Origin of the sequence: Azospirillum sp. CT11-132 (assembly GCF_047302835.1) — a bacterium.
In the GTDB taxonomy this organism is placed as follows: Bacteria; Pseudomonadota; Alphaproteobacteria; order Azospirillales; family Azospirillaceae; genus Azospirillum.
Genome location: NZ_JBGLZA010000003.1, coordinates 407,532 through 431,028, shown reverse-complemented (window position 1 = coordinate 431,028; position 23,497 = coordinate 407,532). Strand labels below are relative to the sequence as shown.

Annotated in this window: 25 protein-coding genes, 1 other RNA gene and 1 pseudogene; 12 read left to right on the top strand and 15 right to left on the bottom strand. The window is 68.1% G+C overall.

The genetic code is table 11. The annotated features are described in order from the left end of the window. The 12 genes and pseudogenes from tolQ to ACCD06_RS07740 form a co-directional block, all read right to left on the bottom strand. Positions 1–732 carry a protein TolQ gene (gene tolQ, locus ACCD06_RS07795; RefSeq protein WP_109074591.1) on the bottom strand — a complete coding sequence of 244 codons (732 nt, stop codon included), beginning with the start codon at positions 730–732 and terminating at the stop codon, positions 1–3. A 63-nt stretch (positions 733–795) separates the two neighbouring features. Further along, the gene (ybgC, locus tag ACCD06_RS07790) at positions 796–1,284 is read right to left on the bottom strand and encodes a tol-pal system-associated acyl-CoA thioesterase (RefSeq protein WP_136705361.1); all 489 of its coding nucleotides are present in this window, start codon (positions 1,282–1,284) and stop codon (positions 796–798) included. Then, complete coding sequence (gene ruvB / locus ACCD06_RS07785; RefSeq protein WP_109074593.1) at positions 1,271–2,356, bottom strand: Holliday junction branch migration DNA helicase RuvB; 1,086 nt, start codon at positions 2,354–2,356, stop codon at positions 1,271–1,273. Before ruvB ends, ybgC begins: the two co-directional genes overlap by 14 nt. After that, on the bottom strand, positions 2,353–2,979 hold the full coding sequence (ruvA, locus tag ACCD06_RS07780; protein WP_252137148.1) for a Holliday junction branch migration protein RuvA: 627 nt from the start codon (positions 2,977–2,979) through the stop codon (positions 2,353–2,355). Before ruvA ends, ruvB begins: the two co-directional genes overlap by 4 nt. Further along, positions 2,976–3,380, bottom strand: a complete 405-nt coding sequence (locus ACCD06_RS07775) for an endonuclease domain-containing protein (protein ID WP_413342472.1) — start codon at positions 3,378–3,380, stop codon at positions 2,976–2,978. Before ACCD06_RS07775 ends, ruvA begins: the two co-directional genes overlap by 4 nt. Before the next feature lie 135 nt (positions 3,381–3,515). After that, positions 3,516–4,007: pseudogene (ruvC, locus tag ACCD06_RS07770) on the bottom strand (crossover junction endodeoxyribonuclease RuvC); the annotation flags it as partial. A gap of 90 nt (positions 4,008–4,097) precedes the next feature. Then, positions 4,098–4,850, bottom strand: coding sequence for a YebC/PmpR family DNA-binding transcriptional regulator (locus ACCD06_RS07765; RefSeq protein ID WP_109156246.1), 753 nt, complete (start codon positions 4,848–4,850; stop codon positions 4,098–4,100). A 172-nt stretch (positions 4,851–5,022) separates the two neighbouring features. Further along, on the bottom strand, positions 5,023–5,847 hold the full coding sequence (locus ACCD06_RS07760) for a YmdB family metallophosphoesterase (protein ID WP_413339879.1): 825 nt from the start codon (positions 5,845–5,847) through the stop codon (positions 5,023–5,025). A 22-nt stretch (positions 5,848–5,869) separates the two neighbouring features. Then, the gene (locus ACCD06_RS07755) at positions 5,870–6,454 is read right to left on the bottom strand and encodes a 5-formyltetrahydrofolate cyclo-ligase (protein WP_413339877.1); all 585 of its coding nucleotides are present in this window, start codon (positions 6,452–6,454) and stop codon (positions 5,870–5,872) included. A 31-nt stretch (positions 6,455–6,485) separates the two neighbouring features. Then, positions 6,486–6,649, bottom strand: a non-coding RNA gene (ssrS, locus tag ACCD06_RS07750) — 6S RNA. Positions 6,650–6,663: 14 nt separating this feature from the next. Further along, complete coding sequence (locus tag ACCD06_RS07745; protein WP_014247204.1) at positions 6,664–6,972, bottom strand: cell division protein ZapA; 309 nt, start codon at positions 6,970–6,972, stop codon at positions 6,664–6,666. Positions 6,973–6,976: 4 nt separating this feature from the next. Next, on the bottom strand, positions 6,977–7,201 hold the full coding sequence (locus tag ACCD06_RS07740) for a hypothetical protein (protein WP_085088803.1): 225 nt from the start codon (positions 7,199–7,201) through the stop codon (positions 6,977–6,979). A 397-nt stretch (positions 7,202–7,598) separates the two neighbouring features. Here ACCD06_RS07740 and tkt point away from each other — a divergent pair, with 397 nt between their 5' ends. Then, positions 7,599–9,593 (top strand): transketolase, encoded by a 1,995-nt coding sequence (gene tkt / locus ACCD06_RS07735; RefSeq protein WP_109156243.1) that lies wholly within the window; start codon positions 7,599–7,601, stop codon positions 9,591–9,593. Between the two features lie 59 nt (positions 9,594–9,652). Beyond that, positions 9,653–10,660 carry a type I glyceraldehyde-3-phosphate dehydrogenase gene (gene gap / locus ACCD06_RS07730; protein ID WP_413339874.1) on the top strand — a complete coding sequence of 336 codons (1,008 nt, stop codon included), beginning with the start codon at positions 9,653–9,655 and terminating at the stop codon, positions 10,658–10,660. 206 nt (positions 10,661–10,866) lie between these two features. Here the strand turns inward: gap and ACCD06_RS07725 are convergent, their stop codons facing one another. Continuing rightward, positions 10,867–12,555, bottom strand: coding sequence for a methyl-accepting chemotaxis protein (locus ACCD06_RS07725; protein ID WP_413339871.1), 1,689 nt, complete (start codon positions 12,553–12,555; stop codon positions 10,867–10,869). A 162-nt stretch (positions 12,556–12,717) separates the two neighbouring features. Further along, positions 12,718–13,062, bottom strand: a complete 345-nt coding sequence (locus ACCD06_RS07720) for a type II toxin-antitoxin system HicB family antitoxin (RefSeq protein WP_085088791.1) — start codon at positions 13,060–13,062, stop codon at positions 12,718–12,720. A 201-nt stretch (positions 13,063–13,263) separates the two neighbouring features. On the opposite strand from ACCD06_RS07720, the gene ACCD06_RS07715 reads away from it, so the two are divergent. The 6 genes from ACCD06_RS07715 (at position 13,264) to ACCD06_RS07690 (ending at position 18,268) form a co-directional block, all read left to right on the top strand. Next, positions 13,264–13,737, top strand: a complete 474-nt coding sequence (locus ACCD06_RS07715; protein WP_413339869.1) for a hypothetical protein — start codon at positions 13,264–13,266, stop codon at positions 13,735–13,737. A gap of 110 nt (positions 13,738–13,847) precedes the next feature. Further along, positions 13,848–14,084 (top strand): hypothetical protein, encoded by a 237-nt coding sequence (locus ACCD06_RS07710; protein ID WP_247871096.1) that lies wholly within the window; start codon positions 13,848–13,850, stop codon positions 14,082–14,084. A 166-nt stretch (positions 14,085–14,250) separates the two neighbouring features. Next, positions 14,251–15,180 (top strand): class I fructose-bisphosphate aldolase, encoded by a 930-nt coding sequence (locus tag ACCD06_RS07705; protein ID WP_109155477.1) that lies wholly within the window; start codon positions 14,251–14,253, stop codon positions 15,178–15,180. Positions 15,181–15,183: 3 nt separating this feature from the next. Continuing rightward, entirely contained in the window at positions 15,184–15,849 is a 666-nt protein-coding gene (gene thiE / locus ACCD06_RS07700) for a thiamine phosphate synthase (protein WP_109155478.1), read from the top strand. 31 nt (positions 15,850–15,880) lie between these two features. Further along, the gene (locus ACCD06_RS07695) at positions 15,881–16,687 is read left to right on the top strand and encodes a TSUP family transporter (protein WP_109155479.1); all 807 of its coding nucleotides are present in this window, start codon (positions 15,881–15,883) and stop codon (positions 16,685–16,687) included. A gap of 246 nt (positions 16,688–16,933) precedes the next feature. Continuing rightward, positions 16,934–18,268 carry an OmpP1/FadL family transporter gene (locus ACCD06_RS07690; protein ID WP_109155480.1) on the top strand — a complete coding sequence of 445 codons (1,335 nt, stop codon included), beginning with the start codon at positions 16,934–16,936 and terminating at the stop codon, positions 18,266–18,268. Positions 18,269–18,434: 166 nt separating this feature from the next. Here the strand turns inward: ACCD06_RS07690 and epmA are convergent, their stop codons facing one another. Continuing rightward, positions 18,435–19,517, bottom strand: coding sequence for an EF-P lysine aminoacylase EpmA (gene epmA, locus ACCD06_RS07685; protein ID WP_413339865.1), 1,083 nt, complete (start codon positions 19,515–19,517; stop codon positions 18,435–18,437). Positions 19,518–19,864: 347 nt separating this feature from the next. On the opposite strand from epmA, the gene efp reads away from it, so the two are divergent. From efp to ACCD06_RS07665, 4 genes are all read left to right on the top strand, one after another. Next, complete coding sequence (gene efp / locus ACCD06_RS07680) at positions 19,865–20,431, top strand: elongation factor P (RefSeq protein ID WP_063634101.1); 567 nt, start codon at positions 19,865–19,867, stop codon at positions 20,429–20,431. Between the two features lie 97 nt (positions 20,432–20,528). After that, positions 20,529–21,326: an inositol monophosphatase family protein gene (locus ACCD06_RS07675; protein ID WP_109154967.1), complete on the top strand. Its 798-nt coding sequence runs from the start codon at positions 20,529–20,531 to the stop codon at positions 21,324–21,326. A gap of 117 nt (positions 21,327–21,443) precedes the next feature. Next, entirely contained in the window at positions 21,444–22,238 is a 795-nt protein-coding gene (locus tag ACCD06_RS07670) for an OmpA family protein (protein WP_413339862.1), read from the top strand. Positions 22,239–22,286: 48 nt separating this feature from the next. Further along, positions 22,287–23,480 (top strand): flagellar motor protein MotA, encoded by a 1,194-nt coding sequence (locus ACCD06_RS07665; RefSeq protein WP_413339861.1) that lies wholly within the window; start codon positions 22,287–22,289, stop codon positions 23,478–23,480. Positions 23,481–23,497 lie beyond the last annotated feature (17 nt).

Genomic DNA, 23,497 nt, shown 5'->3' with positions numbered 1-23,497 from the left:
TCAGGCGGCTCCCCGCTCCTCGAGGTGGCGGGACAGAATCGCCGAGAACTCGCCCGAGAAGGTGTCCAGCCGGTCGGCGTAGCGGCCGAGGTCGGTCGAGAACTTGTTGTAGGACAGCACCGCCGGGATGGCGGCCAGCAGGCCCATGGCGGTGGCGAACAGCGCCTCGGCGATGCCGGGCGCCACCACGGCGAGGCTGGTGTTGCCCGAACCGGCGATCGAGGTGAAGGAGTTCATGATGCCCCACACCGTGCCGAACAGGCCGATGAAGGGGGCGGTCGAGCCGACCGAAGCCAGGAACGTCATGTAGCGTTCGGCCCGCGCCATCTCGCGGCCGATGGTCACCGCCATCACCCGCTCCACCCGCTGCTGCAGCGAGCCCTTCATGGTGCCGGCGATGCCGCGGTCGGCGGCGTGGCGCCACTCGCGCATGCCGGCGGCGAAGGTCGCGGCCATCGGGTCGGCCGGGGTCTGGCCGATGCGGTCGTACAGCGCGTCAAGCGAACCGCCCGACCAGAAGGCCTCCTCGAAGGAGTCGGCCTGGGCGTTCAGGCGGCGGATCCGCATCAGCTTTTCGATGATGATCGCCCAGCACCAGATCGAGGCGACGACGAGCATCATCATCACGATCTTGACGACCGCGTCGGCCTGCCAGAACAGGCCGAGGATCGTGATCTCATGTGCCGTCGTGGCGGCGTTGCCGGCCAGTTGGGCGGTTTGCAGGGCGTCCATCGCAGTCAGTCTCGCGGTTGCGCTGTTGGCACGGGGATGTGGAAAGGAAACGGTCGAGCAGGGTCAGACAGGCGGAAGAGAGCTTTGCTTTGCATGCAGCGACTCCATCGCCGCTTTCACCGGTTCGGGAAGGCGCACGGCCCGCCCGGCCCGGTTGATCGTCACCAGCTGCAGGTCGGCGCGCGCCAGCACGCGACCGTCGCGGCGGATGACTTGTGCAACTGCGAAGGAGGCTCCGCGGATATCGACGATTCGGGTTTCCACTTCAAGCGTGTCCTCCAGCTTGGCAGGGGCGTCAAAATCGATGGTCAGGCGCCGTACCGCAAATGACACACCTGTGACATCGCCCAAACCCTCCGCCATCTCCTTCTGACGGAAGCCCATCAGGTACAGCATCTCCGTCCGCGCCCGCTCCGCGAATCGCAGGTAATTGGCGTGGTAGACGATGCCGCCGGCGTCGGTATCCTCGTAATAGACCCGCAGCGGATAGCGGTGCGTGCCGTCCTCCGCGAACCGGCCCGAGAGGGACGGAGCGACGTTACTCATCGCCATCCTCGTCCGTGGGGCCTTCGGTCGGATCGGGAACCCGGTCCAGCAGATCGAGTTGCCGGAGCGGCGCGTTCGGTGGGTTGAGGCCGAGATAGCGGAAACCCTGGTCGGTCAGCATGCGCCCGCGCGGGGTGCGCTGCAGGAAGCCCTGCTGGATCAGGTAAGGTTCGACCACCTCCTCCAGCACGTCGCGCTGCTCGCCCAGCGCGGCCCCCAGCGTCTCGACGCCCACCGGCCCGCCGCCATAGTTGTTGGCGACCAGCCCGAGATAGCGGCGGTCCATGCTGTCCAGCCCCAGCCGGTCGACCTCCAGCCGGGTCAGCGCGGCATCGGCGACCCGCTTGTCGACCTCCTCCACCCCGGCGACCGCGGCGAAATCACGCACCCGGCGCAGCAGCCGGCCCGACACGCGCGGCGTCCCGCGCGAGCGGTTGGCGATCTCGCGCGCGCCTTCCGGCGTGATGCCCATGCCGAGCACGCCGGCGGCGCGGCGCACGATCAGCTCCAGCTCGTCCGGCTCGTAGAATTGCAGGCGCACGGGAATGCCGAAGCGTTCGCGCAGCGGGCGCGTGATCAGGCCGCTGCGCGTCGTGGCGCCGACGAGGGTGAAGGGCGGCAGATCGATCCGGATGGACCGCGCCGACGGGCCTTCGCCGATGATGAGGTCGAGCTGGAAATCCTCCATGGCGGGATAGAGCACCTCTTCCACGGCGGGATTAAGGCGATGAATCTCGTCGATGAAGAGGACGTCGTGCGGCTGCAGATTCGTCAGCAGCGCCGCCAGATCGCCGGCCCGCGCGATGACCGGCCCGGAGGTGGCCCGGAACCCCACCCCCAGCTCGCGCGCCACGATCTGCGCCAGCGTCGTCTTGCCCAGGCCGGGGGGCCCGAACAGCAGCACATGGTCCAGCGCCTCGTTGCGGGAGCGGGCGGCCTGGATGAAGATCGACAGGTTCTCGCGCGCCTGCCGCTGGCCGATGAATTCGGCGAGCGACAGCGGGCGGATCGACGACTCGGCGGAATCGCCGTGTCCCTGGCCCGGCTGGACCAGACGATCGTTGTGGGGGTCGCTCATTGGCTGAGTTCCTTGAGGCCCTGGCGGATCAGATCGGACACGCCGGCGTCATCGCCCAGCACGCGCCCGGCGGCGACGACCGCGCCGAAGGCCTCCGACCGGCCATAGCCGAGATTGACCAGCGCCGACACCGCGTCGGCCAGCGCCGGGCTGGCGCCCGGAACGGCGGCGGGGGCGCCCTTGCCGGCCGGCGCACCCGCGGTCGCCGCGGGGCCGAGCGCCAGATTGCCGACCTTGTCCTTGAGTTCGTTGAGGATGCGCGCCGCCACCTTCGGCCCGACTCCGTCGGCGCGCACCAGCGCGGTCTTGTCCTGCGAGGCGATGGCACGGGTCAGCTGGTCGGGGTCGAGCACGCCCAGGATCGACAGCGCCAGCCGGGCGCCGACGCCCTGGATGGTGGTCAGCAGCTTGAACCACTCCCGCTCCGCCTGATCGCCGAAGCCATGCAGGACGATGCGCTCCTCGCGGATGAAGGTTTCGACCACCAGCGACGCCCGCTCCCCCACCGCCATGCGCGACAGCGTGCGGTTGGAGCAGGACAGCAGGTAACCGACGCCGTTCACGTCGAGCACGACCCAGTCGGTGCCGGTGGAATCGACGATGCCGGTCAGCTTGGCGATCATGGGAACTCCCGGCCCGAGGGCTGGCTGCGAAGAATGGGGGTCTCTTCGAGACGCGCGCGGATGGTCTCCAGCACGCCGTCAAGGTTGTCGATCACGTCGGTGTTCCAGAAGCGCAGGATACGGAAGCCGGCCTGCTCCAGCATGCGCGCCCGCCTCTCGTCATGGGCTGCGCGCTGCTCGGCATGCTGGCCGCCGTCCAGTTCGATGATCAGGCGATGGTCATGGGCAACAAAGTCCGCGACAAAGCCCAGGATCGGCTCCTGACGCCGGAATTTCGCGCCGAGCTGGGCATTGCGCAGCTTCTGCCAGACGATCTTTTCCACATCCGTGGCGTTCATCCGCAGGTCTCGCGCGCGCCCGGTTATGTAGTCAGTGGGCTTCGCCTTTGCGATGCTCGCCATATCCCCCTCTCCCCCCCGGGGAGAGGGTCGGGGTGAGGGGGAAGCACCGCGGGGAGCCTTGGGCGCGGCACGCCGCGCGCCCCCCTCACCCTCCCCTCTCCCCGGGGGGGAGAGGGTTTGCTTCCCCGCGGTGTCGCCGCCCCGCCGCCACATCGTCCAACTGGCGCGGTGGTGCGCGTGGCAGATCGCCACGGCGAGCGCGTCGGCGGCATCCGGGCTGCCGATCTCGCAGCCGGGCAACAGCAGGCGCACCATCGTCTGGACCTGCGCCTTCTCGGCGCGGCCCTGGCCGACGACGGCCTTCTTGACCATGTTGTTGGCGTATTCCGCCACCGCCAGCCCGGCCTGGGCCGGCACCAGCAACGCCACGGCGCGGGCCTGCCCCAGCTTCAGCGTCGAAACGGCGTTGCTGTTGACGAAGGTCTCCTCCACCGCCGCCTCGTCGGGGCGGTAGCGCTCCACCACCGCCGACAGCGCGTCGTGGAGCTGCACCAGCCGCTCGGCCAGCGGGCAGGAGTCGTCGGAATGCACGGCGCCGTCGGCGACGTGGCTCAGGCGGTTGCCCGCCACGTCGATGATGCCCCAGCCGGTGTGGCGCAGGCCGGGGTCGATCCCCAGCAGCCGCACCGGCGAAGGCACCGTCGCATCAGTCCGTCCGGGCCGTCCGGCGTGGGCAAACACGGCACCCGTACTCCGCTCGCAAGACCAGCGTTCAGCTTACGCGGTCAGCTTCTGCATCAACTCGTCGGAGATGTCGAAGTTGCCTTCGACCACCTGGACGTCGTCGTTGTCCTCCAGCACGTCCAGCAGCTTCAGCAGGCTGGCCGCGGCATCCTCGGACGGGGCGACGGTGTTCAGCGGACGCCAAGTCAGGCGCGCGCTCTCCGCGCCACCGAACTTTGCCTCCAGCGCATCGCGCACGGCGCCGAAATTCTCCACCGTGGTGGTGACCTCGTGGCCGTTCTCGTCGGATTCGACGTTGTCGGCACCGGCCTCCAGCGCCACCTCGAACACGGCGTCGGCATCCGCCGCGGCGGCCGGGTAATAGATCGCGCCGATGCGGTTGAACATGAAGCTGACCGAGTTGGTCTCGCCCAGGCTGCCGCCATATTTGGTGAAGCTGGAGCGCACTTCCGCGGCGGTGCGGTTGCGGTTGTCGGTCAGCGCCTCGACGATGAGCGCGACGCCGCCGGGGCCGTAGCCCTCGTACCGCACCTCTTCATAGTTCGCGTCGTCGCCGCCGCCGGGCGTGCCCTGCTTGATGGCGCGGTCGATGCGGTCGCGCGGCATGTTCTGCGCGCGTCCGGCCAGGATGGCGGCGCGCAGGCGCGGGTTGGCCGCCGGGTCCGGCAGCCCGCTCTTGGCGGCGACGGTGATCTCGCGGGCGAGCTTGTTGAAGATCTTGGACCGCTTGGCGTCCTGCGCGCCCTTGCGGTGCATGATGTTCTTGAACTGGGAATGACCGGCCATGGGTCGAACGAGCCTCGAAACGGAAAATGGTCAATCGGGCGGGGTGAGCGCACGACACATGTAACAGGTCTGCCGCCCCACCGCACCTTTTCGGCGCGGGAGACGACACCCACGGGATTAGAAAGTCAATATGGCGAGATTGCGGCGCGGCCGGGGTCGAGCTGTGAACGCCCTACTGCATCCGTTCCGGCAAAGTCTGGCTCAGCCGCCCGCCGATGCGCAACGGCTCGATGCGGACCGCCAGCCCGGTGCGGTCGTCGGTCTCCACATAGCAGCCGCAGACGGTGCCCTCCCCTTCCGCCGGGGACAGCCGCTCGGTCGGCAGCTTGCGCACCATCTTGGCCAGCGCCACCTCCTTCTTCATGCCGATGGCGCTGTCGTAATCGCCGCACATGCCGGCGTCCGACTGATAGGCGGTGCCCTTCGGCAGGACCATATGGTCGGCGGTCGGCACATGGCTGTGGGTACCCACCACCAGCGAGGCGCGGCCGTCGCAGAAATGGCCCATGATCATCTTCTCGCTGGTGGCCTCGCCATGCATGTCGATCAGCACGGCATCGACGCCCCCCGGCCCGAGGCGATGCGCCTTCAGCACCCGGTCCACGGCGGCGAACGGATCGTCCATCGGCTCCATGAACAGGCGCAGCAGCACGTTGATGACCAGCACCTTGCGCCCGCCGCGCGCCTGCAGCAGCACGAATCCGCGGCCGGGCGTGCCCTCCGGGTAATTCAACGGGCGGATGATGCGCGGCTGCTGTTCGATGGTGGAAACCAGTTCCTTCTGGTCCCAGGTGTGGTTGCCCAGCGTCACCACGTCGATGCCGGCCTCGAAGAACTCCTCGGCGATCTTGACCGTGACGCCATAGCCGCCGGCGGAATTCTCGCCATTCACCACGGTCAGGTCGGGGTCCAACCGTTCGCGCAGCATCGGCATGTGCGCCAGCACCGCCTCGCGCCCGGCCCGGCCCACCACATCGCCGAAGAACAGAATCCGCATCGCCCCAACCTTCCCGAAGAACTTATCTATGAATGCGGAGCGTCTCGCGCTCCGTCACGATCCAGTCCAGCCGCTCGTCATGGCCGTCCACCGGCACCGCAGGCATCTCTTGAGCCGCGAAGGCCACGCCTATCGCGACCACTACGCTGCCGTCGCGCAGGGCATCGAGCGTCCGGTCGTAATAGCCGGCGCCATAGCCCAGCCGATGGCCGGAGCGGTCGAAGGCCAGCAGCGGCACCAGCAGCAGCGACGGACGCAGCACCGCACGGCCCTCACCCGGCTCCTGGATGCCGTAGCGGCCGGCCGCCATCGGCGCCTGCGGATCCCAGTCGCGGAAGACCAGCGCGGTGCCGCGCGGCCCCGACACCGGCAGCCCGACGGAGTGACCAAGTCGCCTAAGATGGAGCAAAGCCGGCCGCGCGTCGAGTTCGGAGCCGAGCGGCCAATATCCCCCGGCGTCGCCGCGCGGCAGATGGCCGTCGCGCGCCAGTTCGGCGATGCGGTCGCGCACGGCGGCGGATGCGGCGGGGCGGTCGGAGTCGGCGATGGCGTCGCGCCGGACGCGCGCCTCGCGTCGGGCGGCGTCCTTGGCTTGCGGATCGGTCATCGCGGACTGCACGGCAAGGGAGAAAAGGGTGGAAGGCGCCGCCTCGGCCGGTGGCCATGTGCCTATCCTCCATGGCCTGCATGAGCAGGTGGGCGCCGTGTACCCGGCCCAATGGGCCGGACAGGGACAGCTCCCTAGAGATCAAGGTTATCGGCCCTGGGGATTATTGCAGCCTGTCGAACCAGGCAGCGGTCCTTCCGTGTACCAATCTAGGCGCGCTCGAGCCGCGCGGCAACCTCTTCGATGCGTTTTGCCACACGATCGAGTTCGCCGACCACCGCGCCCTCGTCCACGGCAGGCGCTATGCCCTTGCCGGACATCACGTCCTGCAGCTCGTCGGCCAGCACCAGACAGGTCATCAGCATCATCTGCGCCTCCGACCCGCTGCGGCCGCCGCCGGTCAGCCGGCGCAGCCGGTCGTCGACATAGGCCGCCAGTTCCCGCAGCCGCGCCTCCTGCCCGTCCTCGCACAGCATGCGATAGAAGCGGCCGTTCACTTCGATGTCGACCTGGGCCATGGCGTCAGCTCTCCAGCACTTGTTGCAGTCGGGCGATGGCGACCTCCAGCCGCTGGGACACCGCCTCCGCGGTCGCCTGGGCGGTCGCCCGGTCCGCCCGCGCGGTCTCCAGCGCCTGCGACAAGTCCTGTTCGCGCCGGACCACCCGCTCATCGCGGGCCGTCGCGGCATGTTCCAGCCGGTCCACGGCGCGGCCGAGACGGTCGAGAGCGGCTTTCAGGGAATCCATGGACGTCAACCTCGACCTGTGGGCACGTCATGTTCGCCGGGCATCGGTCCCGCCCCGGCTGTCGCCAAGCCGAGCCGCTGCCATTCGGAGCGCCTAGAGTTGGGCCGGCACGCCGACCTCGTCAACCGTCACGAGGGACTCTTCCACCGAATGCCCATACGGAATGCCGGGGCGTGACGGAAGGCCGCAGCGGATGCGACAGTGACGAAACAAAGCCGGACGGGCCGCCTTCCACACGGAAGAGGGGCCTCTGCCATACCATTTCCTACCCCATTCCCATGTTGACCTGCGGACGGCGGTTCTGCATGGTGCGCCCGTTTCGCGGCGCCTTTCAGGGCGACCGCGCAACGTCCGTTGCCGACGCCGCAACCGCGCCCGACTCCGCAGGAAACGCCAGATGTCCGCTGCCTCCGCCCAGCCCTCCCTCCACACGATGGCCAGCGCGATCCGCGCGCTCTCCATGGACGCGGTCGAGGCCGCGAAGTCCGGCCACCCGGGCATGCCGATGGGCATGGCCGACGTCGCCACGGTCCTGTTCACCCAGTACCTGAAGTTCGATCCGAAGAACCCGTCCTGGCCCGACCGCGACCGCTTCGTGCTGTCGGCCGGCCACGGGTCGATGCTGATCTACTCGCTGGCCTATCTGACCGGCTACGAGCGGATGACCATCGACGAGATCAAGCGCTTCCGCCAGCTGGGCAGCCTGACCCCCGGCCACCCGGAAGTCGATCCCAGCCTGGGCATCGAGATGACCACCGGTCCGCTGGGCCAGGGCGTCTCCACCGCCGTCGGCATGGCGCTGGCAGAGCGGATCACCAACGCCCGCTTCGGCGACGAGCTGATCGACCACTACACCTACGTCATCGCCTCGGACGGCGACCTGATGGAGGGCGTCAGCCACGAGGCCTGCTCGCTGGCCGGCCATCTCGGGCTGAACCGCCTGATCGTGCTGTGGGACGACAATCACATCTCCATCGACGGCTCGACCGACCTCAGCTTCACCGACGACACCCAGGCGCGCTTCCGCTCCTACGGCTGGAACACCATCGCCGTCGACGGCCACGACACCGACGCCGTGTCGAAGGCCATCGCCCAGGCCCGGACCTCCACCGACAAGCCGACGCTGATCGCCTGCCGCACCATCATCGGCAAGGGTGCGCCGAACAAGGCCAACACCCACGGCTGCCACGGTTCGCCGCTGGGCGCCGACGAGGTCGCCGCGACCCGCACCGCCATCGGCTGGACCCATGAGCCCTTCGTCGTTCCCGACGAGGTTCTGTCGGCCTGGCGCGCCGCGGGCACCCGCAGCGCCGACGCCTACGCCGCCTGGGCCGGCCGCCGCGCCACCCTGACCGAAGGTGCCGGCAAGGCGTTCGACGAGGCCTTCGGCCGCGGTGTTCCCTCCGCGCTCGCCGACACCATCGTCGCCTTCAAGCAGAAGGTCAGTGCCGAGAAGCCGAGCTGGGCGACCCGCGTCGCCTCCGGCAACACGCTGGAAGTCTTGGTCCCGGCGATCCATGAGCTGATCGGCGGCTCCGCCGACCTGACGCCGTCGAACAACACCAAGGTCAAGAACACCGCCGACGTGAAGGGCAAGGGCGAGTTCGCCGGCCGTTACGTCCGCTACGGCGTGCGCGAGCACGGCATGGCGACGCTGATGAACGGCATGACGCTGCATGGCGGCATCATCCCCTACGGCGGCACCTTCATGCAGTTCGCCGACTATTGCCGTCCGTCGATCCGTCTGGCCGCGCTGATGAAGCAGCGCACGATCTTCGTGATGACCCACGACTCGATCGGCCTCGGCGAGGACGGCCCGACCCACCAGCCGGTCGAGCATCTGGCCGCTCTGCGCGCCATCCCCAACCTGCTGGTCCTGCGCCCGGCCGACGCGGTCGAGACCGCCGAGTGCTGGCAGATCGCGCTGGAGGCCACCGGCAGCCCGTCGGTCCTGGCGCTGACTCGCCAGAACGTGCCGACCCTGCGCACCGAGCACACGGCCGAGAACCTGTCCGCCCGCGGCGCCTACGTCCTGGCCGAGGCCGAGGGCGAGCGCAAGGCGACCATCCTCGCCACCGGTTCGGAAGTGTCGCTGGCGATGGAGGCCCGCAAGGCCCTGCAGGCCCAGGGCATCGGCACCGCCGTTGTGTCTATGCCGAGTTGGGAACTGTTCGAGCGTCAGGACGACGCTTACAAGGCGTCGGTGCTCGGCAACGGCGTGCGCGTCGGTGTCGAGGCGGCGATCCGTCTGGGCTGGGACCGCTGGCTGGGCGCGAACGGCGCCTTCGTCGGCATGGCCGGCTTCGGCGAATCGGCCCCCTACCAGGAACTGTACAAGCACTTCGGCATCACCGCCGAAGCGGTCGTGGACGCCGTAAAGGCGCGTCTCTGAGAGAAGCCGAAGGGGCGTCCAGCAGAATTCGGGCGCCCCATATCCAACTGGAGGAAGTCATGGCTGTACGGGTAGCGATCAACGGTTTTGGCCGCATCGGCCGTCTGGTTCTGCGCGCCATCTACGAGAGCGGCCGCAAGGACGTGGAGGTCGTGGCGATCAACGACCTCGCCGATCTGAAGGCCAATGCGCACCTGCTGAAGTACGACAGCGTCCACGGCCGCTTCCCCGGCACCATCGAGACCGGCGAGGGCGTGCTGATCGTCAACGGCCACTCCATCAAGGTCGTGCAGGAGCGTGACCCGGCCAAGCTGCCGTGGAAGGATCTCGGCGTCGAGATCGCCATGGAATGCTCGGGCATCTTCACCAAGCGCGCCGATGCCGCCAAGCATCTGGAAGCCGGCGCGCAGAAGGTGCTGATCTCGGCCCCGGCCACCGACGAGGACATCACGGTCGTCTACGGCGTCAACCACGACAAGCTGACCGCCGAGCACCGGATCGTCTCCAACGCCTCCTGCACCACCAACTGCCTGGCCCCGGTCGCCCATGTCCTCCACAACCTGGTGGGCATCGAGAAGGGCTTCATGACCACGATCCACTCCTACACGGGTGACCAGCGGATCGTCGACACCAACCACAAGGACCTGCACCGCGCCCGCGCTGCCGCCCTGAACATGATCCCGACCTCCACCGGCGCCGCCAAGGCCGTCGGCAAGGTGCTGCCGGAGCTGAAGGGCAAGCTGGACGGCACTGCCATGCGCGTTCCGACCCCGAACGTGTCGGTCGTCGACTTCAAGTTCACCGCCAAGCGCGCCACCTCGGTCGAAGAGATCACCAAGGCGATCTCCGACGCCGCCAACGGCCCGCTGAAGGGCGTGCTTGAGGCCTACACCGAGGATCTGGTGTCGACCGACTTCAACCACGACCCGCACAGCTCGATCTTTGCGCTGAACGAGACCAAGGTCATCGACGGCAACTTCGTCCGCATCATGACCTGGTACGACAACGAGTGGGGCTTCTCCAACCGCATGAGCGACACCGCCGTCGCCATGGCGAACGCCAAGTAAGCCTCGCTTGGCCAAGAAAAAGGCGCCTTCCCCGGGACGGCGCCTTTTTTGTTGTCCGGAGTTCAGGGTTCGAGGCCCCTACCCATCTCTCCCCCGCGTTCCGCGGGAGAGGGGGTAGGAGCCTTGCAAGGGTTCAGCGGCAGTTCCCTCTCCCGCGTGAGCGGGGGAGGGTTAGGGAGGGGGCATTCGCAAGCCGACGCTTCCCCTCACGCCGCCCGCACCGTCGCCAGGAAGTCGCCGACCTTCGCGTTCAGCCCGGCCGCTTCGCTGGTCAGCTTGCCCAGCGCCTCGACCAGTTCGCGGGCGGTGCGGCCACTCTCGTCCGAGGCGGCGGTGACGCCGGAGATGCTGGACGACACCTCGCCGGTACCGGATGCCGCCTGCTGGACCGAGCGGGAGATCTCCGCCGTGGCGGCATTCTGCTGGTCGACCGCGGCGGAGATCGTCGTGGCGATGGTGCTCAGCCGCTCGATCACCGCCGACACCTTCTGGATTTCCGTCACCGCCTGACCGGTCACCACCTGGATGCCGCTCATCTGGCCGCCGATCTCGTCGGTGGCCTTGGCCGTCTGGTTGGCCAGCGCCTTCACCTCGCTCGCCACCACGGCGAAGCCCTTGCCGGCCTCGCCCGCACGCGCCGCCTCGATGGTGGCGTTGAGCGCCAGCAGATTGGTCTGGCCGGCAATGGAGTTGATCAGCCCGACGACCGCGCCGATCCGCTCGACCGCCTCGGCGAGGCTGCCGATGCGGCCGGTCGCCTCCTGCGCCATGCCCACCGCCTCGCCGGCGACGCGGCTGGCTTCCGACACCTGCCGGCCGATCTCGACGATGGAGCAGGACAGCTGTTCCGACGCGGCGGCTACGGTCTGCACATTGGCCGCGGTGCCGTCGCTGGCGCTCGCCACGATTCCGGCAAGATGGCTGGTCTGTTCCGCGGCGTGCGACATCGCCCGAACCTTCTGCCCCAGCGCGTCGGTCGTGGTGGAGACCGAGCGGATCATGCCGCCCACCGTCCCCTCGAATTGCGCGGCCAACCGGTCCATCGCCTGCCGCTTCTCCTCCACCGCCCGGCGCGCGGCCTCTGCCTGTTCGGCCTCCAGCCGGCGGCTGGCCTCGGCGTTGACCCGAAAGACCTGGACCGCCCGGCCCATGTCGCCCAGTTCGTCGCCGCTGCCGGTCTCCGGGATGGTGACCGACAGGTTGCCGTCGGCGAGCGAGCGCATGGCGTCGGACAGGCGGCGGATGCGCCGGCTGATCGAGTTGCCGACCAGCGCGATCAATACCACCACCGGCAGGGCCAGCCCGCCGACGATGGCCACCATGGTCCACAGGCTGCGGGAGAAGCGGGCATCCAGATCGTCGATATAGACGCCGGTCCCGATGGCCAGTTGCCAAGGCTCGAACATCTTCACGTAGCTGAGCTTGGGGAAGGGCTGGTCGCCGCCGGCCTTGGGATAGCTGTAGGCGACGAAGCCCTCGCCCTTGGCCTTGGCGGTGTCGACCATCTCGCGTGTGAAGAAGACGCCGTTGGCATCCTTCTGGTCGCGCTGATCCTTGCCGATCACGTCGGGGCGGACGGGATGGATGACGCTGTGGTAGCCGGTATCAAGGACGAAGATATAGTCCTTGCCGTTGTAGAACATCGTGTTGATGTTGGCCTTGAAGCGCTCGAACGCCTGATCGTGGGTCAGCCGGCCGGCCTTGACCTCGGCCTCGTAGCCGGTCGCGAGACCATGAGCGGTCTGCACGACGGAGCGCAGGGCTTCCTTCCGATCCTCCAGCGTGCTGCGCTGGTTCAACCACAGCGCGGCGGCGGCAAGCGCAACACTGACGGCCCCGGCCAGCGCGACCAGTGTCCACAGCTTCGTTCGCAGAGTCAGTTTCAGTCCGCTCATGAGGAAGTCCCCCCTTTAGATCGGGGACTTCACAGCAAGGACGATGCCAATCGCAAAACGGGATGGAGCGATTGCTCCGCTATGATTAGCCGAACGTACTATCCGAGCGTTTCGCCAAACTCACGCCCCCTCGCACGCAAGCTGCTTCGCATTTTGCGAAACTCAACCGGCCTTCACATTGGTCACGCCGGCGGCACGGCCCAGACACTCGGCGATCCAGGCCGACACGCTCTTGCCCTCCCGCGCGGCGCAGTCGGCGACGGCGCGGTGCAGGATCGGGTTGATGCGGATGGCCAGCCGTCCGGAGAAGGGTTGTTCGCCCTCGCCCCCCATATCGCAGGACAGATCGAGGTAATCGTCGACCGCCCGCCGGAAGGAGTCGCGCAATTCGTCCACAGAGCGGCCGGAAAAGGTGATGCCGTCGTGGGTGTTGATGACCTCGCCGACAAAGACGCCCGCGTCGTTGTCGAAGTCGATCTGGGCCTTGTAACCCTTGTATTCCATCATCGCGGCATTCCCGGGGGAGGTATTCCAATGAAACGGACGCCGGTGCCCCGGCCTGCTGTCCGTTGTGACTGACCATACTCCGGGACCGCGATCGCAGGGTTTGACCTGCCTCAATTCTCTCAACCGGCTGAAGGCTGGAGCCCCATCGCCCCCACCGCTAGAGTGTCCGCCCAGCCGCCACCCTGCCCCGCCCCGCCGCCCATGCCCGCCGCCCCGCAAATCCCCCCGTCCCTCCTCCGCCCCATCCTTGTCCGCGGCCTCGCCGACGCGCTGGCCGCCGCCGCCGCCGCCGACTCGGCCGGTGTCGCCCTCGCCCTGATGGCGCCGCCGGCGGGCGGGGCGCCGTGGCTGCTCGGCCTGATCGGACGTGTGCGCCGGGCCCACCCCGGCTTGGGAGTGACCGGTCTGCTCGACTGCGGCGACCGCGCCGGCGAGGCACAGGGGGCGCTGGCAGCCGGGGTACCGGCCCTGCTGTTCACCGGCGGCACGGCGGCGGCGGACCGGCTGGCGGCCATCGCCGCAGCCCACGGCGCCGTGCTGCTGACCGCCTGCCCGCCCCTGCTCGACCTCGCCGCCGAAGGTCATGGCTCCATCCGGCCGGCCCTGCTGAGGGCGCTATGCCGCGACTGGCTGACACAGGCCAAAGGTTGGGCCGAAAGTCGTGCCGGGGGTTAGGTCCGGACTACCGCTTTTTCGCACAGCCTCACCGCGCAAAGGTGGTGTAACGTCACCTTAGGATATTTTTGTGACACAGCACCCTCCCTCCGATGCCGGAAGAGCCACCCATGAGCATCACCTCCCTGACCACGCCGGATCAGACCATCGCGCAACCGCACCATCCGGGGCAGGCCGCAAACGGCCGGGCAGGCGACCGGATGGGGAACAGTCCGGCTCCCCGGCCGGAGAAGATGCGCGGCCTGCGGCTGGTCGCCGTCTGGGTCGGGCTGACCGCCGGCTCCTGGGCGGTGCTGGGCGGTGCCGGATACGGCCTCTATACCGTGGTCAGTTCTCTTCTGCCGTAACCCCTCCGGCCGAGCCGTTCCACCCCCCGCGGGCTTCCCCCGCCGCAGGCCCTAGGCCGTTCAGGCGTGGCAAATGGCCGCTTTATGCCCCTCCCGCCGTTGCAAAGCGGGCCGATACGGGCTAAGACGGCGCCATTTCCAAGAATGCCCCAGGGGAAGAGCCACAATGAAGCTCACGCGCCGCGTCAAAGACATTCTCGCCAACTACGAGAGCGACAATCCCGGCACCAAGGCGAACCTCGCCCGCATCCTGATGGAAGGCAAGCTCGGCGGTACCGGCAAGCTGGTGATCCTGCCGGTCGACCAGGGCTTCGAGCACGGCCCGGCCCGCAGCTTCGGCCCGAACGAGCCGGGCTATGACCCGCACTACCACTACCAGCTGGCCATCGACGCCGGCTGCAACGCCTACGCCGCTCCCCTGGGCTCGCTGGAGGCCGGCGCCGGCACCTTCGCCGGGTCGATCCCGCTGATCCTGAAGATGAACAGCGCCAACTCGCTGTCCACCCAGAAGGAAGCCGCCGACCAGGCCGTCACCGCCTCGGTCCAGGACGCGCTGCGCATCGGCGCATCGGCCATCGGCTTCACCATCTATCCCGGCTCCGACGCCATGTACTCCCAGTACGAGGAGTTCCGCGAGCTGTCGAAGGAGGCCAAGTCCTACGGCCTCGCCACCGTGCTGTGGTCCTATCCGCGCGGCGGCGCCGTCACCAAGGACGGCGAGCTGGCCATCGATGTGATCGGCTACGCCGCCCACATGGCCGCTCTGCTGGGCGCCCACATCATCAAGGTGAAGCTGCCGTCGGCCCATCTGGAGCAGCCGGAAGCCAAGAAGGTCTACGAGTCGAAGCAGATCGCCATCGGCACCCAGGCCGAGCGCGTGAAGCACATCATGCAGTGCGCCTTCAACGGCCGCCGCATCGTGGTCTTCTCCGGCGGCGCCACCAAGGGCGAGGACGCGGTGTTCGAGGACGCCCGCGCCATCCGTGACGGCGGCGGCAACGGCTCGATCATCGGCCGCAACGCCTTCCAGCGCCCGCGCGAGGATGCCCTCAAGCTGCTCGACCGGATCATGAAGATCTACCAGGGCCGGGAGTAACACTTGGCCAAGGGAAAGCCGACGCAGGCGGAACCTGCCGCCTGCCGACTGTACCTCGTGACGCCGCCGGCCCTGGAGCCGGCGGCGTTCGCGCCGCTTCTGGAGGAAGCGCTGGATGCCGGCGACGTCGCCTGCGTGCAGCTCCGCCTCAAGGACTGCTCAGAGGACGACATCCGCCGCGCCTGCGACATCCTGCGCCCGATCGCGCAGGAGCGTGAGGTCGCCTTCATCCTGAACGACCATCCGCGCCTCGCGCGGGAGGCCGGCTGCGACGGCGTCCATGTCGGACAAAGCGACACGCCCTATCGCGATGCCCGCAAGATCGTCGGCAACGACGCCATCGTCGGCGTCACCTGCCACGACAGCCGCCATCTCGCCATGATCGCCGGCGAGGAAGGGGCGGACTACGTCGCTTTCGGCGCCTTCTTCCCCACCAGCACCAAGACGGCCGAATACAAGGCCGAGCCGGAACTGCTGAGCTGGTGGTCGGAGCTGATGGAGGTCCCCTGTGTCGCCATCGGCGGCATCACCGCCGAGAATTGCGCGCCGCTGGTCACCGCGGGCGCCGATTTCCTGGCCGTGGTCAACGCCGTCTGGGGCCATCCCCAGGGTCCCGGCGCCGGAGTCCGGGCGTTGAACGCCGCCATCGAGGCCGCACTCGCCGGCTAGGCCGGCCGATTACCTGGACGTCCCCAAGATCATGGACCTTCTGACGCCCGAGTCGCTGGGCATCCTGTTCGCCGTCGGCCTGCTGGCCGGCTTCGTCGATGCGATCGCCGGGGGCGGCGGTCTGCTGACCATTCCGGCCCTGCTGGCCGCGGGCATGTCCCCGGCCGAGGCGCTGGCCACCAACAAGCTGCAGTCCAGCTTCGGCTCGCTGTCCGCCACCATCAAGTTCGTCCGCCGCGGCGAGGTCCATCCCGGCGCCATGCGCACGATGATCCTCTGCACCTTCATCGGCGCCGCCATCGGCGCCACGCTGGTGCAGATGCTGGACGCCGGATTCCTGCGCGACGTCATCCCGATCCTGCTGATCGGCATCGCCCTCTATCTGCTGCTGTCGCCCAAGGCCGGCGACGTCGACGCCCACCAGCGCATCGGCGAACATGCCTTCGCTCTCAGCATCGGCACCGGCATCGGTTTCTACGACGGCTTCTTCGGGCCGGGCACCGGCACCTTCTTCGCCATCGCCTTCGTCTCGCTGCTGGGCCACAACCTGCGCAAGGCGACCGCCCACACCAAGGTGCTGAACCTGACCAGCAATGTCGCCTCGCTGCTGTTCTTCATCGTCGGCGGCCACGTGTTGTGGACGGTCGGGCTGCTGATGGGGGTCGGACAGTATATCGGCGCCCAGGTCGGCGCCCACATGGTGATCCGCAATGGCGCCCGAGTCGTGCGTCCGATGCTGGTGGTCGCCTCCATCGTCATCACCGCCAAGCTGGTGTGGACCGACGAGCACAACATTCTGCGCGAGCTGTTCGCCGCTGCCGCCGCCTGGATCGCCTGACGGCCGTCACCCGGCGGCCCTCTTTAGGTTATCCCCCACGACAATTCGCCGCACCATCGCGCCCCGGCCGGATTACCCCCGGCCGGCGGGCGGCATTCTCCTGTACGTGCTCAACTTTTCCCCCTGCCGCTTGCCTGCCGAGTTCGGAGAATTGTTTACCGAGCCAACAAAAAGTGGTGCGCGCCCCTTTACGTAAACGTCAGTTTGTGTATCATTGCGTCAATAACACAATTTGGGGAAGGAACCATGTCTCCGACGACGCTCAAGACACGCCTGCTGACCGCCGCTGCCGCCATCGCGGTGACCGCACCGTTCGTGACCGCCTCGACCGCGCTTGCCGCCGGTTTCGCGTTGAAGGAGCAGAGCGTATCGGGTCAAGGCACCTCCTATGCCGGCGTGACCGCCGGCGGCAACGGCGATGCCAGCTCGATGTTCTACAACCCGGCCACCATGGGTCTGGTGACCGGAACCGAGTTGGTGCAGACCGCCACCGGCGTCATCGTGAAGTCGAAGGTCGACGGCGCCAGCGCCACCCGCGCCCGGCGCCTGGGCGGCACAGCGATCAGCGGCAATGCCTCGCCTGGCGACATCGCGCAGGATGCCCTGGTTCCCGCCGGTTACTTCGTCTATTCGATCAGCGACGACCTGAAGGTCGGCCTGTCGGCCAACGGCCCCTGGGGTCTGGTCACCGACTATGGCGACAGCTGGATCGGCCGCTATCACGGCATCCGCTCCGACCTGCGCACCTACAATTTTGCGCCGTCGGTGTCCTACCGCATCAACCCGATGATCACCATCGGCGGCGGCGTCCAGGTCCAGTACGCCAAGGCTAAGCTGTCGCAGGCCTCCGACTTCGGTGCAAGCCGCCTCGGCCGTCCCGGCGCGCTCGACGTCAAGAGCGATGTGACCGGTGACGATTGGGGCTGGGGCTTCACGCTCGGCGCCCTGATCGAGCCGGTGAAGGGCACCCGCGTCGGCCTCGCCTACCGCTCGGCGGTCAAGCACACGCTGACCGGCAGCATCTCCTTCACCGGCCTGCCGGCCCCGCTCGCCGGCGCCCTGCCCGCCCAGAGCGCCAGCGCCGACCTGACCACGCCGGACATCGCCTCCATCGGCCTGTACCACGAGGTCAACGACCGCTGGGCGGTGATGGCCGACGTTCAGTGGACCAACTGGTCGCGCTTCAAGGAACTGCGCGTCAACATCGCCAACCCGGCGCTCAGCTCCGTCACGGAAGAGCATTGGAAGGACAGCTGGTATTACGCGCTCGGCACCTCCTACAAGGTGACCGACAAGTTGACGCTGCGCGGTGGTATCGCCTTCGACAAGGGCACGGTCGGTGTCGAATACCGCACGCCGCGCATTCCAGAACAGAACCGCTACTGGCTCTCGGCCGGTGCCGGCTATCAGGTCACCGACAATCTGCGCGTCGACGCCGCCTATTCGCACGTCTTCATCCCGAAGACGTCGGTCGCCCTCACCGACGACCTGACCGGCGCCGAAGCCGGCCGCGGCAACCTGAATGTGGACTACAAGAGCAGCATCGACCTGATCGGCCTGCAGGCGAAGTTCACGTTCTAAGGGAATCTCGCCCTCTCCCGCCCCGGGAGAGGGAGGGACCCGCCGAAGGCGGGAGGGTGAGGGGTGATCCGGACATGGATTCATATCCTCGGATCACCCCTCACCCTTCCCAAGCTACGCTTGGGCCCCTTCCCTCTCCCGGGACGGGAGAGGGAACCTGCTCCCCCTACACACCCGCCACCGGCAGCCAAAGCACCTGCTCGATGCTCTCGGCGCCGCTGCACAGCATCGCCAGCCGGTCGAAGCCCATGGCGATGCCACTGCTCTGCGGCATGCCGTGCTCGAGCGCGGCGAGGAAATCCTCGTCCACCGGGAAGCGCTCACCGTAAAGCCTCTCCTTCAACGCCATGTCCGCCTCGAAGCGGGCGCGCTGCACCGCCGGATCGGTCAGTTCGCCGAAGGCGTTCGCCAGTTCCAGCCCGCAGGCATACAGCTCGAACCGTTCGGCCAGCCGGGGGTCTTCCGGCTTCGGCCGCGACAGCGCCGCCATGCACAGCGGATAGTCGGTCAGCACGCAGGGCACGCCCTCGCCCAGATGCGGCTCGATGCGGTCAAACATGATGCGGAAGACGATGTCCTCCCAGCGGTCGCCGTGATGGGGGGCGATGCCGATGCGCGCCGCCTCCGCCGCCAGCGCCGCCGGGTCGGGATCGTGGCTGCCGTCATAGGTCGCCATCAGGTCGATGCCGGCATACTCCCGGAACGCCTCCGGCACGGTCAGCACCCGCCATGGCGCGAAGGGATCGCAGGTCATGCCACGGAAGCCGAACGTCCGTCGCCCGCCCGCGTCGGCGCCGGCGCACAGCAGCTCCCGGCAATCGTCGATCAGCGTGCGATAGCCGTCTCCGGCGCGATACCATTCCAGCATCGAGAATTCCGGCGCATGGGTCCCCGACCGCTCGCCGTTGCGGTAGACATGCGCCAGTTGCCAAAGCCGAGGCATGCCCGCGACCAGCAGCTTCTTCATGGCGAATTCGGGACTGGTGTGCAGGTACAGCCGCCGGCGGTCGTCCGGATGCGGCCCCTGCAGCTCGGTGGCGAAGGCCTGGAGATGCGGCTCCATCCCCGGCGAGACCTGCAGGGCCGGCGTGTCGACCTCGACGAAGGCCAACTCCTCGAACACGCGACGGACGGCGTTCAGCACCCGGCCGCGCGCCGCCAGATAGGGACGGCGGCGGGCCAGCGCCTCGGGATGCCAGGGGGGAAGGTCGCCGGAAGGAATCGAGGTGGATCGGATCGGGACGGACATGAAGGGCGCGCTCTTGATGGACGGTCGAAAGGGGTGCAGGCGCATCAGAGCACCCACGGGCGGCGTACTCAAGTCGGCTTGGCATTGGTCACAGCGGCCTCCCGTGGTAAACTCGCCCAATCGCCGCCGAACGGCGCGGTTGGGACGGATGGAACACTGAACAGGGTCGGCAAAAACGTTCCAAACGTCTCATTGTTGGAGCTATTCTAAACCACCGGCCCCGCTTTGGCGAAGAATCGCCCGCCAATCGCCCGGATCACCCGCCATTAGCGTTCCGCGCCGTTGCCTATGGGCGGTCAAGCTGGTAGGGTCCGCGCCGCCCTGATTCTGGAATTCACGAGTACGCCATGAAGGTCAATGCCAACACGATGCGCCCCGGCCATGTGCTGGAGCACAACGGTAAGCTCTGGGTCATCACCAAAACCGCCATCGTGCAGCCTGGTAAGGGCGGCGCCTTCATCCAGCTGGAAATGAAGGACGTTCGCACCGGCAACAAGTCGATCGAGCGGTTCCGCACCCAGGAGACCGTTGAGCGCGCTCGCCTGGACGAGCATGAGATGACCTTCCTCTTCGCGGAAGGTGACAGCTTCACCTTCATGGATAAGGAAAGCTTCGAACAGGTCGCCATCCCCCGCGACATCATCGGCGAGCCGGCCGTCTTCCTGCAGGACGGCATGGAAGTCACGGTGCAGAGCCATGAAGGCTCGCCGCTGGGCGTCGAGATCCCCGGCAAGGTCACGCTGCTGATCACCGAATCCGACCCGGTGGTGAAGGGCCAGACGGCTTCTTCCTCCTACAAGCCGGCCAAGCTGGAGAACGGCGTGTCGATCCTGGTTCCGCCGCACATCGAGGCCGGGACCCGCGTCGTCGTCGATACCGCCACCGGCGAATACGTCGAGCGCGCGAAGGACTGATCCTTCCCAGGTCGGTTCTGCCATCACCGGTCTTCGCCATGCGCGGAGGCCGGTGTATTGTTTTCTGGTTCCTGCACGAAACGGTACACCAACACCCATGGCCACCCGCTCCGCTCTCATCAACGTCATGGTCCGCGCCGCCGAAAAGGCAGCCCGCGGTCTCGTCCGCGACTTCGGCGAGGTCGAACACCTCCAGGTGTCGCGCAAGGGGCCTGCGGACTTCGTGTCCGCCGCCGATCTGAAGGCCGAACGCACCCTGCGCGAGGAACTGCAGAAGGCGCGGCCCGAATTCGGCTTCCTGATGGAGGAGAGCGGCGCGTCCAAGGGCAGCGATGCCGAGGCGCGCTGGATCGTCGATCCGCTCGACGGCACCACCAACTTCCTGCACGGCCTGCCGCACTGGGCGATCTCCATCGCCGCCGAGCGCAATGGCGAGATCGTCGCCGGCGTGATCTACGCCCCCATCGGCGACCAGCTGTTCTGGGCCGAGAAGGGTGCCGGCGCCTTCGTCAACCACACCCGCCTGCGCGTGTCGGAACGCCGCAAGCTGGAGGATTGCGTGATCGCCACCGGCATCCCCTTCAAGGGCCGCGGCGACCACGCCACCTTCCTGAAGGAACAGGAAGCGGTGATGAAGGAGGTCGCGGGCATTCGCCGCTTCGGCGCCGCCTCGCTCGACCTCGCCTACACCGCCGCCGGCCGGTTCGACGCCTATTGGGAACGCGGCCTGGCCCCCTGGGACTGCGCCGCCGGCGTGCTGATGGTCACCGAAGCCGGCGGTTTCGTCGGTGAGATCGAGGGCGGCCGCAACCCGGTCTTCACCGGCAACGTGCTCGCCGCCAACAGCCATCTCCAGGTCCCGGTTGCCCGCCTGTTGAAGTCCGCCAAGGGCTGACCCCTTGCCCTGCCCACCCATCCGCCTTCCCATACGGGACAGGCGGATGGGTGGTTGTGGCTGGAGCGATCGATAGGCTATGGTTTGCAGGACAAAGGTTTAACGGGACACATCGTTTTGGGCCGCTGGGGACACGCCGACCGCAAGCACCTTGCCGCCGCCGCGCTGTGCGCGGTCTGGACGCTCTTTCCGGCTGTCCTGTCGGCGGCTGCTCCGGCCACCGGCCCGGCACAGTCTTCCGCCGGACTGACGTTGGAAAACGCAGTTCCGCTGTCCGTGCCGCCCCGGCCCAACCTGCGCACCCCCCCGCCGGTCAAGGCGCCGCCGCGACTCGTCCTGCCGCAGCCGCTGGAGGCCCCGCCTCCGCCCGTCCTGACGGAAGGCCCGGCCCAGCCGGCGCCGCGCGCCAACGCCCGGACCGAGCCGGCTCCGACGACGGCACCGACGGCGGCCCAGCCGCAGCAGCCTGCTGTCCAGGCACCTGCCGCCCAAACACCCGCTGCCCCGGCGCCCGGTCAGCCGCTGACCGCACCGCGAACCGACACCGCCGCGCTGCCCCCTCCCCCGGAAGCGGCACCCCCTGCGGCTAACCTGCCACCTTCGAGCGTTTTGAGCCTTGTGTTCCCTGTCGGCGCCACCAATCTGCCGGATGCGGCAGACGCCGTGATCGACCGGATCGTCGAACGGCTGCGCGCCAGCGACACCGCAAGGCTCCAGTTGCGCTCCTACGCCAGCGGCACCGCCGACACGGCGCGCGAGGCGCGGCAGCTGGCACTGGCCCGGGCGTTGGCGCTGCGCGAGCGGCTGACGGCCTTCGGGATCCGCAGCACCCGCGTCGATGTCCGCGCATTGGGCCTGGACGACGGAGGTGGGCCGCCCGACCGGATCGATGCAGTCTTTCTGAATGAATAGCGCCCAACCCGTGCGCGAGGTCTGATCGGAACACCCCTTCGGAGCATCATGACCGCCACAACCCCGACGACCCGACCGCTGGAGGTATCCGCCCTCATGACACGCCCGGAGCGGTTCCTGACCCGGATGATCCTGTTCCTGGTCGTGGTCGGCGCGGTGACTGGCCTGCTGTTCCCCGCCCTGCGCTCGGCCTTCCTCAACAACGCGCCGCTGAACGGCGTCATCCTGGCGACTCTGCTCGCCGGCATCGCCTTCATCTTCCGGCAAGTCCTGATGCTCCGCCCTGAAGTGGCTTGGCTGGAGCAGTACCAGAGCGGGGTCGCCCCCGCCTCCTTGCAGGAGCCGGTGCTGCTGGCGCCGATGGCGCGCATGCTGGGCGAACGGCGCGGCCGGCTGACGCTGTCGGCGCTGTCGATGCGCTCGCTGCTCGACGGCATCGCCTCACGCCTCGACGAATCGAGGGAGCTGTCGCGCTACCTGATCGGCCTGCTGATCTTCCTCGGTCTGCTCGGCACCTTCTGGGGCCTGCTCCACACGGTCCAGTCGGTGGGTGGCGTCATCGGCAGCCTATCGGTCCAGGGCGGCGACGTCGGCACCATGTTCTCCCACCTCCAGCAGGGGCTGGAAGCGCCGCTGGTCGGCATGGGCACCGCCTTCTCCTCCTCGCTGTTCGGCCTTGCCGGTTCGCTGGTGCTGGGCTTCCTGGAACTCCAGGCCAGCCAGGCCCACAACCGCTTCTTCCAGGACCTTGAGGATTGGCTGTCCAGCGCCACCCGCCTGTCGAGCGGCGCCGCCGGCGGGCTCGAATCGGGCGACCACTCCGCTTCCGCCTATCTGACCGCCCTGCTGGAGCAGACCGCCGAGAACCTGGACTCCCTGCAGCGCACCGTCGCCACCGCAGAGGAGGGGCGGCGTGCCGCCAACGCCAACCTGATGGCGCTGACCGAGCGGCTGTCGAGCCTGACCGACCACATGCGCGCCGAGCAGCAGCTCCTCCTGCGGCTGGGCGAGAACCAGCTGGAAGTGAAGGGCCTGCTCGACCGGCTGGCGGAGAACGCGGGTGGCGGCTTCGACGATGCCTCGCGCCAGCATCTGCGCAACATGGACATCTATCTCGCTCGCATCGTCGAGGAATCCTCCAACGGCCGCGTCCAGGCGGTGCAGGAGATCCGCAGCGAGATCAAGCTGCTGGCCCGCACCATCGCTGCGTTGGCCGAAGAAGCCGACCAGCAGCAGCGCTGACACTCTGACACCGTAGG

Excerpts from the sequence above, each read along its gene's own strand:
- tolQ (WP_109074591.1), bottom strand. The coding sequence starts at position 732 with ATGGACGCCCTGCAAACCGCCCAACTGGCCGGCAACGCCGCCACGACG.
- ybgC (WP_136705361.1), bottom strand. The coding sequence starts at position 1,284 with ATGGCGATGAGTAACGTCGCTCCGTCCCTCTCGGGCCGGTTCGCGGAG.
- ruvB (WP_109074593.1), bottom strand. The coding sequence starts at position 2,356 with ATGAGCGACCCCCACAACGATCGTCTGGTCCAGCCGGGCCAGGGACAC.
- ruvA (WP_252137148.1), bottom strand. The coding sequence starts at position 2,979 with ATGATCGCCAAGCTGACCGGCATCGTCGATTCCACCGGCACCGACTGG.
- ACCD06_RS07775 (WP_413342472.1), bottom strand. The coding sequence starts at position 3,380 with ATGGCGAGCATCGCAAAGGCGAAGCCCACTGACTACATAACCGGGCGC.
- ACCD06_RS07765 (WP_109156246.1), bottom strand. The coding sequence starts at position 4,850 with ATGGCCGGTCATTCCCAGTTCAAGAACATCATGCACCGCAAGGGCGCG.
- ACCD06_RS07760 (WP_413339879.1), bottom strand. The coding sequence starts at position 5,847 with ATGCGGATTCTGTTCTTCGGCGATGTGGTGGGCCGGGCCGGGCGCGAG.
- ACCD06_RS07755 (WP_413339877.1), bottom strand. The coding sequence starts at position 6,454 with ATGACCGATCCGCAAGCCAAGGACGCCGCCCGACGCGAGGCGCGCGTC.
- ACCD06_RS07745 (WP_014247204.1), bottom strand. The coding sequence starts at position 6,972 with ATGGCCCAGGTCGACATCGAAGTGAACGGCCGCTTCTATCGCATGCTG.
- ACCD06_RS07740 (WP_085088803.1), bottom strand. The coding sequence starts at position 7,201 with ATGGATTCCCTGAAAGCCGCTCTCGACCGTCTCGGCCGCGCCGTGGAC.
- tkt (WP_109156243.1), top strand. The coding sequence starts at position 7,599 with ATGTCCGCTGCCTCCGCCCAGCCCTCCCTCCACACGATGGCCAGCGCG.
- gap (WP_413339874.1), top strand. The coding sequence starts at position 9,653 with ATGGCTGTACGGGTAGCGATCAACGGTTTTGGCCGCATCGGCCGTCTG.
- ACCD06_RS07725 (WP_413339871.1), bottom strand. The coding sequence starts at position 12,555 with ATGAGCGGACTGAAACTGACTCTGCGAACGAAGCTGTGGACACTGGTC.
- ACCD06_RS07720 (WP_085088791.1), bottom strand. The coding sequence starts at position 13,062 with ATGATGGAATACAAGGGTTACAAGGCCCAGATCGACTTCGACAACGAC.
- ACCD06_RS07715 (WP_413339869.1), top strand. The coding sequence starts at position 13,264 with ATGCCCGCCGCCCCGCAAATCCCCCCGTCCCTCCTCCGCCCCATCCTT.
- ACCD06_RS07710 (WP_247871096.1), top strand. The coding sequence starts at position 13,848 with ATGAGCATCACCTCCCTGACCACGCCGGATCAGACCATCGCGCAACCG.
- ACCD06_RS07705 (WP_109155477.1), top strand. The coding sequence starts at position 14,251 with ATGAAGCTCACGCGCCGCGTCAAAGACATTCTCGCCAACTACGAGAGC.
- ACCD06_RS07695 (WP_109155479.1), top strand. The coding sequence starts at position 15,881 with ATGGACCTTCTGACGCCCGAGTCGCTGGGCATCCTGTTCGCCGTCGGC.
- ACCD06_RS07690 (WP_109155480.1), top strand. The coding sequence starts at position 16,934 with ATGTCTCCGACGACGCTCAAGACACGCCTGCTGACCGCCGCTGCCGCC.
- epmA (WP_413339865.1), bottom strand. The coding sequence starts at position 19,517 with ATGTCCGTCCCGATCCGATCCACCTCGATTCCTTCCGGCGACCTTCCC.
- efp (WP_063634101.1), top strand. The coding sequence starts at position 19,865 with ATGAAGGTCAATGCCAACACGATGCGCCCCGGCCATGTGCTGGAGCAC.
- ACCD06_RS07675 (WP_109154967.1), top strand. The coding sequence starts at position 20,529 with ATGGCCACCCGCTCCGCTCTCATCAACGTCATGGTCCGCGCCGCCGAA.
- ACCD06_RS07665 (WP_413339861.1), top strand. The coding sequence starts at position 22,287 with ATGACCGCCACAACCCCGACGACCCGACCGCTGGAGGTATCCGCCCTC.